Consider the following 15120-nt stretch of genomic DNA (forward strand, 5'->3'; position numbering starts at 1 on the left):
GGTGCCAGCGAGGGGGATGAGCTGCGCGCACCAGGCATACCGGGGGAATCGGACTTATCCAGCATTGGCCAGGAATCACCCAGCGTCAAGGCGGTGAAACATCACACGGATCCGCGGCTTGGGAATCCTCAAGAATTGGTAGTAGGGTCTATCCATTGAAAGGAGGCCAGCTGCGATGAAACACAACCTGATCAACCCGGCCGCGCCGGTCGACAAGCCCGAGACCGAGCAGATGAAGGTCGTCCACCGGGCATTGACCCGCGAGTTCGCGCTGTTCCCGGCCCTGGTCGCCGCGGTCCCGGTCGGTGACGTGACCCGAGCCGGGCTCGTCGGTGGTCACCTCGACCTGATCCTCGGCATGCTGCGCGAGCACCACGAGGCCGAAGACGAGCTGCTCTGGCCCGCGCTGCGCGCCCGGGTGCCGCTGGAGACCGAGTTGATCGACGCCATGGAGGCGCAGCACATGGTGATCGCGGCCTCGGTCGCCGACCTCGAGTCGACCCTGCCGGCCTGGGCCGCGACCGCCCGCGCCGACGAGCGAGCCGACCTCGTCCAGCAGCTGAACACTCTGGAGAAGGCCCTGACCGAGCACCTGGCGCTGGAGGAGAGCGAGGTGCTGCCCCTGATCCATCAGCACCTGACCGTCGCCGAGTGGCTGGCCCCGCAACACCACGCGATGGCCCACGGCCCGAGCAGCCTCAAGGCAAAGCTGCTGCTCGCCGGGGCCGTCCTCGAGGACGCGTCACCCCGTGAGCAGACATGGTTCCTCGGCGTGATGCCCCCACCGGCGCGCGTGATGTGGCGCCTCTTCGGCGCAAGACAGTATGCGAGCCACGTCCGAGCCGTCCGTAACTGATCAGAGCAGGGCAGCCGCTGCCTGCGTGGCCAGCCAGGCCGCGGCCTCCTCGTGGGGCCAGCCGACCTCCGTCAACACCGTCCAAGCAGAGGTGCCGAAGAAGAACCAGAGAATCTCCGCCGTACGCTCGGAACCCTCCCGCACAGCCTCGAGCTCGACCAGATGCGCGGCGATCAGCTCCAGCCGGTGGCGGTAACGGCGCACCGACAACTCGGCCGCGTCGGCCACCGCCGGGTCAGAGGCCGCGTTGTCGAGCAGGACGCGGATCAACTGCTCGTGCCGCTGCATCGTCGACCCGGTCGTCTCGGCCAGCCGACCCAGGATCGCCCGTCCGTCCGTCATCGCCAGCATGTCCGCGACCGCACGCTCGATCAGGTCGTCCGAGGTGCTGCTGCGGGTCAGTTCCTCGATCAACGCCGGCTTGCCACCCACGCTGGTGTAGACAGTGTTGACGGCCACCCCGGCGCGCGCCGCGACCGCCGCGATCGTCGTCCGGGCGTAACCCTGCTCGGCGAACAACTCGCGCGCGGCCTGCAGCACGGCGTCGTGCGTCTCCCGGGCCGACCGTGCCCGCACCGGGGAGTTGTAGGTTCGCTTCGCCACCGCACGATCGTATGTTTCGCCTGAGCGTCAGCGCCCAGCGGCCGATCGGCTCTTCTGTTTCGGGTGAGCGTCAGCATCCGGGCCGAGCAGGTCTTCCGTTTCGGCTGAGCGTCAGCGCGCGAGCCGAGCGAGTCTTGCGTTTCGGCTAAGCGACAGCGCCCGGCGGCCGATCGGGTCTTCGTGAAGGGTCCGGCCGCCACGCTCGGCGACATGCTTGTCGCTCGTGGCCTGGTCACCCCGAAACAGATGAACAACGCACTGCGCGAGCAGGAAGCGACCGGTTCGCGGCTCGGCGCCATCCTGATCACCAGCGGCGCGGTCCGCCGCCTCGACCTCTACGAACTGCTCGCCGAGCAGTGGGGCCTGCCGTTCCTCGACCTCACGCACGTCGACCTCGACCCGGAACTGCTCGACGCCCACGACCCGACCGACCTGGTGCGAGCCGGCTGGGTGCCGGTGCGGCGCGAGGACGACGGGTCGGTACTGGTCGCGACCGCGGAACGACCCTCGGACGACCGGGCCCAGCTGATCCAGGCCGCGGTCGGCGGGACGGTCACCCAGGTCGTCACCACGGACTGGGACATCGATCAGGCGGTGCACCGGTCGTACCGGGAAAGGCTCGTCGACGACGCGACCATGGGCCTGTGGCGAAGGTCGGCGGCGCAGTCCGCTCGCCAGGTGCTCTACGCGCACCAGGCCTGGTCGCTGGGCGTACTGCTGGCGGCTCTTCTCGGTTCTCTGATTTTCTTCCCCCGGGCCACGCTGACCGGCGCGTCCATGGTCATCGGTGTGTTCTTCCTGATCAGTGTGATGTTCAAGTTCGTCGTCTGCCTGCGCGGCGCGAAGTACGACAAGGAGGAGGCGATCACCGCGGAGGAGGTGGCCGCGCTCGGGGACCACGACCTGCCCGTCTACACCGTGCTCGTCCCGGTCTACCGCGAGGCGAACGTGATCGGCGACCTGCTGCACAACCTCGGTGACCTCGATTATCCGCGCGATCGGCTGGAGATCCTGCTGCTGATGGAGGAGGACGACGTCGAGACGATCGCCGCCGCCCGGGCCGCGAAGCCCCCTCCGACGGTACGTTTCGTTATCGTCCCCGATCGATTGCCGAAGACGAAACCGAAAGCGTGCAACGTCGGACTCTTCTTCGCTCGCGGCGAATACGTGGTGATCTACGACGCCGAGGACCGCCCCGAGCCGGACCAGTTGAAGAAAGCGGTCGTCGCGTTCCGCCGTTCCAGCCCGGAAACGGTGTGCATCCAGGCCGCGCTCAATTACTGGAACGTCGAGGACAATGCGCTGACCCGCATGTTCACCCTCGAATACTCGTTCTGGTTCGATTACATGCTGCCCGGGCTGGACGATCTGAACCTGCCGATCCCGCTCGGCGGCACCTCCAACCACTTCCGCGTGCAGGCGCTGCGGACACTCGGCGGCTGGGATCCGTTCAACGTGACCGAGGACGCTGATCTGGGCATTCGCGCCTCGGTGCTGGGCTATCGGGTCGGCGTGATCAACAGCACGACCTACGAGGAGGCGAACCGGGCGGTCGGCAACTGGATCCGGCAACGGTCACGCTGGATCAAAGGGTATATGCAGACGCTGCTCGTGCACCTGCGCCAGCCCGGCACGATCGTGCGCGGTGCCGGGATCAAACAGAGCCTCTCGTTCGTACTGCTGATCGGCGGAACGCCGGCTTCTTTTCTCCTGACCCCACCGTTGTACGTCATTTTCCTCATCTCGCTGATCGCCCCGGCATTGCCGATCGGGCAGTTCTTTCCGGACTGGGTGATGGCGTTCGGCGTGTTCAATCTGCTCGTCGGCAACACCGCGATGGTCTATCTCGCGATGATGGGCGCATTCCGCCGCCGACGATACGGTTTGATGCTCTGGTCGCTGCTGAATCCGGTCTACTGGCTGTTGCACGCGATCGCCGCCTACAAGGCGCTCTGGCAGTTGATCACAAAGCCGCACTATTGGGAGAAGACCACCCATGGCCTCAGCGTCGCCCCCGGCCGTGCTGCCCTCCCCGAGCCTGTCACCGCAGGTCAGCAGGGATAGATGGCGCTGGCCGCGGACGCTGCTGATCCTCCCGCTACCCCTGCTGCTGATCTTCCAGGCCCGCCGCAACGGCGTCGTCAGTCCGCTTCTGGACAGGGTCGACCCGCTGGTCGTCTCGGTGCTGGTCGTGCTTGCGAGCGGCGTCTGGTGCCATGTGCTCGCCGCGCGCCTGCACCGCAACGGCGTTCCCCGGCTCGTCGCGGCGTTCATCGTCGCCGCGCCCGGCCTCGCGATCTGCGCGGTCGGCACCACCGATCTACCGTCGATGATCGGGATGGCGCTCGTCGTCGTCGCCCTCGACGGCTACCTACGATTCGTCGTCGAAGGCCAGACGCTGGGCGGATTCGTCGCCGGCATCACCCTTGCCTGCGCCGCGGTCTGCGATCTGGCGACGCTCGTCTACATGGCGGCGCTCGCCGCGGCCGTGCCGTTCCTCGCCGGAACCTGGGCGCGGCAGGTCCGGGCCACCACCGCGATCCTGGCCGTACTCGCGTTCCCGAGCGTCGCCGTCTACCTCGGCTGGCTCTACGTGCGGTGGCGATTCGGCGGCGGTTTCCCGTCGCCGACCACGCCATTGCCCGATTTTGATCCGGTCCGCGGAGCCGTCGCGGCGATCTCGGGGCTGAGCCACTGCCTGCTGTACGCCGCGAGTGCCGCGGCCGTGGCCCGGCACCGCCGCAGCGCGTTACCCGCCTACCTGCTGCCGGTCGCCGTGGTCGCCCTGCTCGTCGCGGTCGGGGCGAGCCGCTCCACCCTGGTGATCAACCTGTTCTTCACGGCGGTGGCCCTCACCGCGATCCGCACCCACCTGGTACGCCGCGAGTGGCTGGTGCTGGCCGCGGTCGCCGCCCTCCAGACCGCGCTGGTCCTGACCTGGCCCCCATGACCGCAACGTCCACTCCGGCCCGCTCCCCGCGACCCGCCCTCACCTCGGGCCGCTCGCCGTGACGCCAACGGTCACTTCGGGCCGCCCGTCCTGGGCCGCGGCAATCGCTCGCCGTGTGCTCACTTGCGCCCAGCCGCCGTGAGTCGCGATCCGCGGTTCCCGTTTCCGCGCAGCACGCCGGGGTCGCCACCCGCTGACCAGCGCAACCGCCACCAGCAGCTCCCCGATGTCACCGCCGTAGTACATCAACGTCGCCCCCGCCTGCCGATCCGTCACCGGCACGGGCAGGTCGACGCCGACTCCCGCGTACATCAATTGCGAGACGGTCGCGTGAAACGCCACCGCGACCCCGAGCACCACCAGCCGCGCCGGAACGGAGATCCGCCGCGGCGCCGGATCAGGGCCCGCCACCACCCACGTGAACAGGTAACCGGCCAGCAGAAAATGCACCTGCACGGCGAGATGCACCCCCGGATGCCCGGCCGCCCACCCGTAGAACGGGGTGAAATACAGCAGCGCCATCCCACCCAGGTTCAGCCCGAGCGCAACCACCGGATGCGCGACCGGCCGCAACCCGTGCACCAGCCGCCCCAGCCTCCGGGCCCCACCCCGCGGCAGGCCCCGCAGCAGCAGCGTGACCGGGGCGCCGAGCACCAGCCCGAGCGGCGCGACCATGCCGATCACCAGGTGCCGGGCCATGTGCTCCCGGAAGCCGCCCCCGCCGGGCAGAAAAGCCGCGACCAGCAGCGTGCACCCGCCGAGGAACAGCATCGTCCGCCACCACGGCCAGCCGCCGACCCGCGCCGCCAGAACGTCGTAGCCGATCGCCAGCACAATCGCCCCGAACAGCACCAGCCCGCCGTCCGGCAACCCCACATGCTCATGGATCACCGGGGCCCCGCCCATCGCGCGTTTCCGCCAGTTCGCGAATCACCGCAGCTCCACCGGATCGCGCCGCAGAAGCCAACCGCAGCCCACGAGCACCGCTCCGAGTGCAAGAAACCCCAGGTCCCACCACAGTTGATGCGGACCGCTGCGGACATGATGGATGCCCAGAACCTGATGGTCCACAAGCCCTTCGACCAGGTTGAACAGCCCCCAGCCGACCAGCATCCACCCCCACAGCGTCCGCGACCCCCACATCCGTCGCCGGTCCGCGGTCACCCTCGAATACAGCAGCCCGAGCCCGACCAGCACCGCCAGCCAGGTGACCGTGTGGAAGAGCCCGTCCCACAGCGTGTTCATCCGCAGCCCGTCGACGGTGTCCGGCGAGTAGTAGCGGATGCCGATCCGATCAGTGTCGGTGCTGGTCAGCATGTGATGCCACTGCAGCAGCTGGTGCAGCAGGATGCCGTCGACGAACCCGCCGAGCCCCACCCCCAGCACGATCCCCGGCAGCGCGATGCCTCGCCCCGTCGTGGTGGCATCGACGAACTCTTCGGTGCTCATGCGCGCCGACTACCCCGTAACCACCACCCCATGCGCGTATGGTCTCCGCATGACGTGGTTCCTGGGCGCCGTGGTCTTCCTCTTCGGCCTGCTGCTCTCGATCGCGCTGCACGAGGTCGGGCACTATCTGCCGGCGCGCCGATTCAACGTGAAGGTGACCCAGTGGATGGTCGGTATCGGACCGACCGCCTGGTCGACCCGGCGCGGCGAGACCGAATTCGGCGTCAAGTGGCTGCCGTTCGGCGGCTACATCCGAATGACCGGCATGCTGCCGCCCGAGCCCGGCACCCCACCCGGCCGGGTCCGGCGCTGGTCCACCGGCCCGCTCCGTTCCCTGGTCGACAGCGCGCGTGCGCAGATCGCCGGCGCGCGCGAGGCCGCCTGGGAGGAGGTCGGACCGGAGGATCACGGTCGCTTGTTCTACCAGCGCCCCTGGTGGCAACGCGTGATCATCATGACCGGCGGCCCGGCGATGAACATCCTGCTCGGCTTCGTCTTCCTGTCGATCGCGCTCACCGGTATCGGCATCAGCACCGCCCAGCCGGTCGTCCAGCGGGTGGTCGAGCTCAGCCCGGCGGTCACGGCCGGTCTCCGGCCCGGAGACAAGATCATTGCGTACGGCAATGAACCCGTCAGTTCGTGGAACGACCTCACCGCCATGATCCGCGCCGACGCCGGCCGACCGGTGACGCTCACCATCGTCCGTGACGGCGTGACCGTGAACGTCGCGTTGACCCTGGGCCGGAACGGGCAAAGTGGTTTCCTCGGCATCGAGCCCGCCTACGCCCGTGAACACCTGAACCCGGTCGAGGTCGCCGGCGTGGTCGTCACCACCAGCCGGGAGGTCGCCTACGGCGTCGTCCGCCTGCCGGAACGAATGGCCGGCATCTGGCAGGCCGCGTTCAGTGACGCCCCACGCCAGGTCGACGGCCCGATCGGCGTGGTCGGCGCCACCCGCCTCGGCGGCGACGTCGCCGCGTCCGACCTGCCGGTCACCGACCGCCTGCTGTTCCTGTTGGAGTTGCTCGGCTCGTTCAACATCGCCATGGGCGTCTTCAACCTCGTCCCGCTACTCCCTCTGGACGGTGGCCACATCGCCGCCGCGTTACTGGAAGGCGCGAAGCGCCGCCTCGGCCGCCTGTTCGGCCGCTCCTGGACTCGCCCGGTGGACGTAGCCAAGACGATCCCGCTGACCTCCGCCGCCGCCCTGGTCCTGGTAGCGATGGCCGCCCTCCTCGCCTACGCCGACCTGGTGAACCCGGTCCACTTCATCGACTGACCGAGCCCCCCGAGCCGGTAGGTTCGCTGCCGCTGCCGCTGCCGCTGCCGCTGCCGAGCCCGAGCCGTGCTCGGGTGCGACAGCAACAAGCGTCGTCCCAGGCCTCGCCGACCGTCGATCGGCCCGTCTCCCTCGCGGGCGCGTTTGAGGGCAGCCGTTGCAGCCGGGCAGGCCCACTACCGCTGAGCCCGGGTCAGACCCGGGTGGGGAGTGGACCACCGTTGTAGGCGACCGCGTCGGTGAAAGCAGCGATCAAGTCCAACTCCTTTCCGTCGTGATCGGCGTAGTACCGGTGAAGGTTCAGCACGAGCCGCTCGGCATCCGCCCAACCGGCGAACTCGCCCAGGTCCACCGCGCGCGCAGCGTTCAACGGCGACAGCCCATGCTCGATCCCGTCAGCGCCGGCCTGCAGCACCAGCCGGTAGTACCGCCGGTGCTCGTCGAGCACCCGCGCGATCTCGTCACCGTTCAGGATCGGCCCGTGCCCCGGAACCACCACCTCCGGCTGGAACCCGGCCAGCCAGTCCACCGCGGCCAGCGCCCCGGCCACCGACCCCATGAAGACCAGCGGCGTGAGCCCGGCGAAGACCAGGTCACCGGTGAACAGCACCCGCTCGTCCGGCACCCAGGCGACCAGGTCACCGGTGGTGTGCGCCGGCCCGCCGGGGTGCCGCAGTTCGACCCGCCGCTCGCCGAGGTGCACGGTGAGCGCCTCGGCGACGGTCACGTCGGGCAGCCGGCGCTCGACGTCACCCCAGTCCGGCACCGGGCTCCAGAACGGCGGGCACCCGTCGATGATCGGGTCGACGCGCAGGCCCTCTCGCATCTTCTCCTGCCCGATGATCACCGTTTCGGCCGGAAGAAGGCTATTCCCGTACGTGTGGTCCCCGTGCTGATGCGTGTTCACCGCGAGCTTCGGTGCTTGCCCGGTCGCTGCCCCCAGCGCATCCAGGAATCTACGAGCCCGCGTAGCGGTAGCGCACGTATCCACCACGAGCTGTCCCGACGCGGTGGTGATCGCACCCGCGTTGTTCAGCCACCACGAACCGTCCGGCTGAACCCAGGCGTGGATCCCCGCCCGCACCTCGACCAGCGCCGCCGCATCTTCCACCGCTTCACTCATGGGCAGAGGCTACCTCTCACACTTGGCCCCGATTTGTCATCTGCTTGCCGTTGCCGTTGCCGCCACTCATCGCCTGTACCCGTGCCCGTCACCGGGTGGGGTCGAGCCTTCGATCCCGGTCACATGTCCGCCTCCCGCAGCCGAAGCGCGGGTGCGTGCAGCATCCGCCGCGTGGGCAGCACCCCGGTGACCAGTGCGAGCAGCAGACACAGTCCGACCACCCCGGTGATGACCGGCCACGGCATCACCAGTGGAACAGCAGTGCCCATCTGCTGGCTGAGGCCTGCTCGGATGGCCAGCAGCGCACCGAAGGCGACCAGCCCGCCGAGCACCGCACCGATCAGCACGACCAGCGCAGACTCAGCGGCGACGTAACTCAGGACCTGTCGCCGGGTAGCCCCGGCCAACCGCACCACACGCAGGTCGGCGGCACGCCCACCGGCCGCCATCAGAAGCGTGTTGGCCACCGCGATCGCGCCGTACCCCGCCGACACCGCGATCAGCATCAGGGTGAACAGCCAGACCAGTCGATCCTCGGCGCTGTCGGCCTCGGCCGCCCAGGTGGTCGTGTCGATGACCCGTGCGCCGACACCGGCCGGAGCATCGTGATCGAGATACACCGCCGAGGTCAACGCGGACGGATCGTGCCGGCGCGCGGTCTCACGGGGCAGCAGGAGGTCACCGCGAATCGACCCGTTCTCGACCACAGCGACCACCCGGAGCTCGGCCCGCTGCCCGTCCGCGAACACTGTCGGAGTCAACGAGCCGACGACCAGGTGCGCCGACTCCGTGACCACCACGGTGTCCGCGTCACGGAGTCCGTCGAGTGCACCCGCGACCACCCGCGCACCCCGGTCGGCCTGTGCGAACGCGACCGGATCGATGCCGAGCCCACTCAAGGCCCGCATGTCCGGCCCGAACACCGTGACCGGCAGGACCGCGGCTCCGTCCGCGGCAGCGACCGCGGCATCCGACAACCCGGGCGTGTGATCCGGAACCAGCACCCGGCCGGCCGCGACGTCCGCCGCCCGACCGGCCGCATACGCCGCCGTTGACGTGCGCACCATGCCCGCGATGATCACCGCGAACGCGACGGTCAACAGCACCGGAGCGGCCGTGGACGCGGTTCGCCGAGCGGCGGTCGAAGCGCTCTCCCGGACCAGAAGCCCGATCGCTCCACCGCCGCGCCGGGCGGGCAGTCGCCAGAGCCCCACGAGTAGCGGAATCGCTGCGGGAGCGAGCGCGACCATCCCGGTGACCAGCGCCATCGCCGCGAGAAGCGCATACGTCGCACCGTCCTGCGCATCGTCCGACGTCGCCGTGCCGATCGCCAGCGCGACGCCGACGGCCACGAGCAACGCGCCGATGATCCAGCGCAGGCGACCCATCGAACGCTGCTCGACAGCGGCCTCGCGCAGCGCCTCCAACGGCCGGACCCGGGCGGCCCGGCGTGCCGCGCTCCACGCGCCGGCCAGCGCGACCAGCGGCCCGAGCAGCAGGGCGCCGAGCAGCGGCACCATCGTGTACCGCACGTCATACGTCGTCGGCTCGAATCCCGCGTCGATGAGGACCCGGCTCATCACCGGGGCCGCCGCGGCGCCCAGCACCGCGCCGAGAACCGCCCCGACACCACCGACCAGCAGCGCCTCGCCGTACATCATCCGCCGCACCTGCCGGGGCGTCGCCCCGACGGCCCGGAGCAGGCCCAGCTCGCGCCGCCGCTGTGTCACGGTGAAAGCGAACGTCGACGCGACCACGAACACCGTGACGAACCCGGCGAGCGCCGCCACCCCGGTGAGCACCTGCATGCCGATCCAACGGGTCCGTGCATCCTCCCGTGGCTCCAGCGCGCCGCGCTCGTCACCGGTCAGCACGGTCCCGCCGGCACCGACGCTGTCACGCGCGGCCTTCGCGACCGACCCGGGGTCCGCGCCCGGGGCCAAGAGCAGGCCGATCGCGGTCACCCCGGGTGCCAGCCGGGCGGCCTCCTCATCGGACGTCAGCACCTGCGGTGCATCGATCAAACCCACCAGGGTGTACGGCATGGGGCCGGCCGCCGTCAGCAAGGTGAGCTTGCTTCCGGGCAGGAGGCCCAGCGCCTGGTCGAGCACCACCTCGCCCGATCGTCGGGGCTGTTCACCGGCCACGAGCCGAGCATCGCCGAGACGCGCCGACGACCAACCATGGCCTTCCAGAGTGGTCTCGGACGGCCTCCCGTCGACGACCACCTGAGAGTAGAAGGAACGGTCGGCGATCACAGCGTCGACACCGGGCAAGCCGGCGAGCCGCTCGCTCATCTCGACGGCTGTGTTGCCCGGCCATGGAACGGCCGGCGGGAACGGATCAGCGGGGCTCTGGGCCATCGGGGCCTGAACGATCACTGCGGCATGCGCCAGCCGCTCCGGGATCGCCGGCCGGCCCGCGACCAGCAACAGCAGGGCCAGCGTGACCAGTGCTATCCCGATCGTCACGGACACCAGCGCGCCGGCCAGCCGGCGCAGCCTCAGCACGACCCCTCCACCAGTTGCGCGGTGCGCGCCGCGATCTGCTCCGGCACCAGCGGACCCCGCAGATCGCCGGCAACCCGCCCGTCGGCGAGGAACACGACCCGATCGGCTCGGGCGGCGGCGACCGGATCGTGGGTCACCATCACGACTGTCTGTCGATGCTCGTCGACCAACCTTCGCAACAGGTCGAGGATGTTCCGAGAGGTCACGCTGTCCAGCGCGCCCGTCGGCTCGTCGGCGAAGACCACAGCGGGACGGCTCACCACGGCCCTGGCCACGGCCACCCGCTGCTGTTCGCCGCCCGAGAGCTCGCTCGGCCGGTGCCGCAGCCGGTCGGCCAGCCCGACCGCGGTGAGCGCGCCGACGATGTCCGCCCGCGGTGCGTGACGGCCGGCGAGCCGGGATGGCAACGCCACATTCTGCTCCGCGGTCAGCGCGGAAACCAGGTTGAAGGCTTGGAACACGAATCCGATCCGGTCGCGGCGCAACCGCGTCAACTGGTCCTCGGTGAGATCGTCGAGCACGACACCGTCGACGACGATCGAACCGCCGGCCGGCCGGTCGAGCCCGGCCGCGCAATGAAGCAGTGTCGACTTTCCGGAGCCGGACGGGCCCATCACCGCGGTGAAGGTGCCGCGCTCGAAGGCGACTGACACGTCGTCGAGCGCGACCAGCTGTCGATCGCCGGTGCCGTAGGTGGCTCGGACCTCTGCGAGAACAACGGTTGGCGTCGTCATGGCGGCAACGATCCCGTGCCGGGACAGGCCTGCGCATCGGAGCACGATGGACACTTTTTCCGTCATCCCGGGGTCGTACGCCGTACCTCCGAACAGCTCTTCGTCATCCCTGGGTATGACAGCTCGAGGTCCGACGCGCGGCGACGCCGCACCGGATACCGTCTTGCGCATGACCGCGATCCGGCCCACCAGACGCCGCTCCGTCGTCCTTCATGGACTCGACGCGGTGGCGGCCGGGCTTGTCGTGCTGCTCTGCTACGCGGGCGCCATCGAGACACCGGCCGGAGGCCATCCGTCCGAGCCGGCCTGGGTGTCTACGGTGACCGCCCTGATGATCGGGCTCCCGGTCGCGGTCCGCCGGCGCCGGCCCGTCCCGGTGGTGATCACCGTGTCGGTGGCTTCGTCCCTGGCGTTCGGGCTGGAAATCATTCCTTCCTTCGCGGCGCCCGGGCCGGCCTGCGCGCTCGTCCTGGCCTTCTATACCTTCGGTGGTGCGGTTCGGGACACGAGCGCGTTCGTGATCGATGCGATCTGCTGCTTCCTGGTCACCGCCGGTCTGAGCGGCCCGATGCTGTTCGGCCAGCACAGTGATCCACAGCCGGACGCGCCCTCGTCTCTCATGACGCTGCTCTTCGGTGTTCTGACGATTGCTCCGCCCGCGATCCTCGGGTTCGCGGTCGGCGAGCGGCGGACACAGAATGCGCTGCGCAACGAGCAGGTGCGGCGGGAGGCGGCGATGGAGGAACGGCTCCGGCTCGCACGGGAGCTGCACGACATCATCGCGCACACGATGACGCTCATCGTGGTGAAGGCGTCGATAGGCAACCACGTCGCGGAGTCGAACCCAGTCGAGGCGCGCAACGCGTTGCAGGTCATCGAGAAAACCGGGCGAGCCGCGATGTACGAGGTTCGTAAGGTGCTGGACATGCTGCGGGAGGAGACGCCGTTGGCGCCGACGCCAGGTTTGAGCGACCTGCCGAAATTGGTGGAGACGGCGTCCACAGGCGATGCCCCGGTGACACTCACGCTGCAACGTCCGGAGGACGTGGCGACGGACGGCGTTCCGGAGTCGGTACAGCTGGCGGTGTATCGGATCGTTCAAGAGGCGGTGACCAACGTGGTCAAGCACGCGGCTCCGGCCCGGTGCCACGTCACGGTGGTGGTCGGCGCCGATGACGTGCGGGTCGAGGTCAGCGATGACGGGCAACGACCGGTGACGGCCGGCGGGCGCGGGCAGGGGTTGATCGGGATGCGGGAACGGGTGTCGCTGCACGGGGGGACGTTCACCGCCGGGCCACGTGACGGTGGAGGGTTCTCCGTGACGGCGTCGCTGCCCGTCGGCGGTACTGGTGCGGGAGGTGACCGGTGATCCGGGTCCTGATCGTCGAGGATGTCGCACTGGTGCGGGACAGCTTCAAGCTGCTGATCGACTCAAGCCCGGAGTTGACCGCGGTGGGGGAGGCGGCGACCGGGGTCGAGGCGGTTCGTCTGGCCGGCGAACTGAAGCCCGACGTGGTGCTCATGGACGTGCGGATGCCGGAGCTGGACGGGATCGAGGCCACCCGCCTGATCTGCCGCAATCCGGACCTCGCCGAGGTGCGCGTGTTGATCCTGACGACGTTCGACCACGACGAGTATGTCTACGGCGCGTTGCGGGCCGGTGCGAGCGGTTTCCTGCTGAAGGACAGTCCCGCCGCTGAGCTGCTCAAGGCAATCCGGGTCGTCGCGGCCGGCGAGGCGCTGCTGTCGCCGAAGGTGACTCGCAAACTCGTCGCGGAGTTCGCCCGGCAGCCGAAACCGCAGAATCCCATCCCCGGCTCGCTCGACTCCGTGACCGAGCGCGAGCGGGAAGTGCTCAGACTCGTCGGTCTCGGCCTGTCGAACGACGAGATCGCCGACCACCTGGCGCTGAGCCCGGCCACCGTGAAGACCCACATCGGGCGGATCCTGGCGAAACTTCCCGCCCGGGATCGGGCCCAGATGGTCATCGTTGCCTACCAGACGGGGTTGGTCGCCGTGAACTCCTGAACAGAACAAGGCCTTCGCGAGTGGGGACCTCGCACACTGCCCGAAACCGACGTGTCGTTTGCCGGTTGACTCAGCCGGCGGAGTCGCCGATGGCGAGAGTGGCAACGGATCGTGGGACGGCGGTGGCAGATCTTGATGTGGCCGGGTTCGCCAGCGCCACTCGACGGCATGCGCGCTCGCGTCATCGGGGCGACAACATCGGCCAGGAGATCATGCGAGCGTCTGCGTTGGCCGGGGCGCACGTCGCGGTGGCCGGGGTGCACGCGCGCGGGGTCGGCGTCGCGGGAGAGCGGGCGCACGCGCGGGGTCGGCGTCGCGGGAGAGCGGGCGCACGCGCGGGGTCGGCGTCGCGGGAGAGCGGGCGCACGTCGCGGTGACCGGAGTGCACGTCGCGGGGGTCAGCGTCGCCGGCGAGCGGGCGTACGACGCTGCTCGTAAGATCGCATCCCGAAGCGGCTGGGCGGAGCGTGACGGCGGAACGGTCGGCCGGGCTCAGACGTGACGGAGTAGGAGCCAGGCGTCGGCGGGGAACAGTCGCCGCGCGACCGTCCAGGTCACGCGGGAGTAGAACGGTCGCGCCGCCGCCTCGTCGATGATCCTGGGTTCGCCCATTCGGTGGTCGACGGCCTTCCAGCGAACCGTGCAGCCGTCTGCGGCGAGCACGTTGCGTACCCAGTTCGTCCGTGCGCCCCAGGGTAGGTTGATCACGAATCCGTCGGGTGTGGCCACGACCGCCACCGGCACGGTCAGATCGCGCCCGCTGACCCGGCCGCGGTGCTTGACCACCGCCCACGGGGAGAAGCGCCGCCCGGCCAGCACACGGATGGCCGGCGCGGTGGCGCGGGCGAAGCGCCAGGAGATGTCGTCAGGTGCCGCAGTCGTCATGCCCACCATGCTGCGCCGCCGCAGCCGCGGCCACATCCAGGGAATCCGTCATCCCGGCTGGCGGTTCTCCGTCATCCGGCGGATCGCGTAGGCGACCGCGTCGGCCCGGCCGCGCGCCCCGATCTTGCGGTACAGGTTGCCGAGGTGCCGTTCGACCGTGTGCACCGCGATTCCGAGCCGCCGTGCGATCTCGGAGTTCGAGTCCCCGTCGGCAACGAGCACCAGCACCTCCGACTCCCGCGGGGTAAGCCCATCCCGCGCGGCCAGCGCCTCCCGCGCGGCCAGCGCCTCCCGCGCGGCCAGCGCCTCCCGCGCGGCCAGCGCCTCCCGCGCGGCCAGCGCCTCCCGCGCGGCCAGCACCTCCCGCGCGGCGGGTGCCTCCTGCGCGGCGAGCACGTCTCGGGCGGCGAGTGCCTCCCGTGCGGCGAGTGCCTCCCGTGCGGCGCGTGCCTCCCGTGCGGCGAGTGCCTCCCGTGCGGCGAGTGCGTCCGGGGCGGTGATTGCGTCCGAGGCGGCGAGGTCACCTAGACGAGTAAGTCCTAACTGATGCTCAGTTGGTTTCGCGGCCCTATACACGCGACAACTAGCAACTCCCACAGCCCATGTGGCTAGGAGAAGGGTGTCGATGATCTGTTTGTGACGACAGACATCAACACCCTTCTCACAGCACTCTACGTGAAGATTGACGACTGGCTCGGGCAAC

Annotated in this window: 14 protein-coding genes; 6 read left to right on the forward strand and 8 right to left on the reverse strand. The window is 69.7% G+C overall.

Annotated features, from left to right (window positions below):
* Positions 1 to 175: 175 nt before the first annotated feature.
* Complete coding sequence (locus ACH442_RS15115) at positions 176 to 856, forward strand: hemerythrin domain-containing protein (protein ID WP_396338578.1); 681 nt, start codon at positions 176 to 178, stop codon at positions 854 to 856.
* Here ACH442_RS15115 and ACH442_RS15120 read toward each other — a convergent pair whose 3' ends face one another.
* Positions 857 to 1459 carry a TetR/AcrR family transcriptional regulator gene (locus ACH442_RS15120; protein ID WP_396338579.1) on the reverse strand — a complete coding sequence of 201 codons (603 nt, stop codon included), beginning with the start codon at positions 1457 to 1459 and terminating at the stop codon, positions 857 to 859.
* 210 nt (positions 1460 to 1669) lie between these two features.
* On the opposite strand from ACH442_RS15120, the gene ACH442_RS15125 reads away from it, so the two are divergent.
* Positions 1670 to 3523 carry a glycosyltransferase family 2 protein gene (locus tag ACH442_RS15125; protein WP_396338580.1) on the forward strand — a complete coding sequence of 618 codons (1854 nt, stop codon included), beginning with the start codon at positions 1670 to 1672 and terminating at the stop codon, positions 3521 to 3523.
* Positions 3456 to 4409 (forward strand): hypothetical protein, encoded by a 954-nt coding sequence (locus ACH442_RS15130; RefSeq protein ID WP_396338581.1) that lies wholly within the window; start codon positions 3456 to 3458, stop codon positions 4407 to 4409. Before ACH442_RS15125 ends, ACH442_RS15130 begins: the two co-directional genes overlap by 68 nt.
* 39 nt (positions 4410 to 4448) lie before the next feature.
* Here ACH442_RS15130 and ACH442_RS15135 read toward each other — a convergent pair whose 3' ends face one another.
* A complete protein-coding gene (locus tag ACH442_RS15135) occupies positions 4449 to 5300 on the reverse strand; it encodes a cytochrome c oxidase assembly protein (RefSeq protein WP_396338582.1) in 852 nt (283 codons plus the stop codon).
* A 39-nt stretch (positions 5301 to 5339) separates the two neighbouring features.
* Complete coding sequence (locus ACH442_RS15140; RefSeq protein ID WP_396338583.1) at positions 5340 to 5858, reverse strand: DUF2243 domain-containing protein; 519 nt, start codon at positions 5856 to 5858, stop codon at positions 5340 to 5342.
* 49 nt (positions 5859 to 5907) lie between these two features.
* Between ACH442_RS15140 and ACH442_RS15145 the strand changes: the two genes are divergently transcribed.
* Entirely contained in the window at positions 5908 to 7137 is a 1230-nt protein-coding gene (locus ACH442_RS15145; RefSeq protein ID WP_396338584.1) for a M50 family metallopeptidase, read from the forward strand.
* A 193-nt stretch (positions 7138 to 7330) separates the two neighbouring features.
* Here ACH442_RS15145 and ACH442_RS15150 read toward each other — a convergent pair whose 3' ends face one another.
* From ACH442_RS15150 to ACH442_RS15160, 3 genes are all read right to left on the reverse strand, one after another.
* Positions 7331 to 8260, reverse strand: a complete 930-nt coding sequence (locus tag ACH442_RS15150; protein WP_396338585.1) for an MBL fold metallo-hydrolase — start codon at positions 8258 to 8260, stop codon at positions 7331 to 7333.
* 119 nt (positions 8261 to 8379) lie between these two features.
* Complete coding sequence (locus ACH442_RS15155; RefSeq protein WP_396338586.1) at positions 8380 to 10770, reverse strand: FtsX-like permease family protein; 2391 nt, start codon at positions 10768 to 10770, stop codon at positions 8380 to 8382.
* On the reverse strand, positions 10764 to 11504 hold the full coding sequence (locus tag ACH442_RS15160; protein WP_396338587.1) for an ABC transporter ATP-binding protein: 741 nt from the start codon (positions 11502 to 11504) through the stop codon (positions 10764 to 10766). The genes ACH442_RS15155 and ACH442_RS15160 overlap by 7 nt, the downstream gene beginning before the upstream one ends.
* A 169-nt stretch (positions 11505 to 11673) precedes the next feature.
* Between ACH442_RS15160 and ACH442_RS15165 the strand changes: the two genes are divergently transcribed.
* Together ACH442_RS15165 and ACH442_RS15170 are read left to right on the forward strand one after the other, a co-directional pair.
* Positions 11674 to 12873: a sensor histidine kinase gene (locus ACH442_RS15165; RefSeq protein WP_396338588.1), complete on the forward strand. Its 1200-nt coding sequence runs from the start codon at positions 11674 to 11676 to the stop codon at positions 12871 to 12873.
* Positions 12870 to 13532 (forward strand): response regulator, encoded by a 663-nt coding sequence (locus tag ACH442_RS15170; protein ID WP_396338589.1) that lies wholly within the window; start codon positions 12870 to 12872, stop codon positions 13530 to 13532. The genes ACH442_RS15165 and ACH442_RS15170 overlap by 4 nt, the downstream gene beginning before the upstream one ends.
* Before the next feature lie 492 nt (positions 13533 to 14024).
* Here ACH442_RS15170 and ACH442_RS15175 read toward each other — a convergent pair whose 3' ends face one another.
* A complete protein-coding gene (locus ACH442_RS15175; RefSeq protein WP_396338590.1) occupies positions 14025 to 14417 on the reverse strand; it encodes a hypothetical protein in 393 nt (130 codons plus the stop codon).
* A 48-nt stretch (positions 14418 to 14465) separates the two neighbouring features.
* A complete protein-coding gene (locus ACH442_RS15180) occupies positions 14466 to 14993 on the reverse strand; it encodes a LuxR C-terminal-related transcriptional regulator (protein WP_396338591.1) in 528 nt (175 codons plus the stop codon).
* Between the last annotated feature and the right edge of the window lie 127 nt (positions 14994 to 15120).

The sequence above is a fragment of the Actinoplanes sp. NPDC020271 genome (assembly GCF_044388125.1).
Classification (GTDB): Bacteria; Actinomycetota; Actinomycetes; order Mycobacteriales; family Micromonosporaceae; genus Actinoplanes.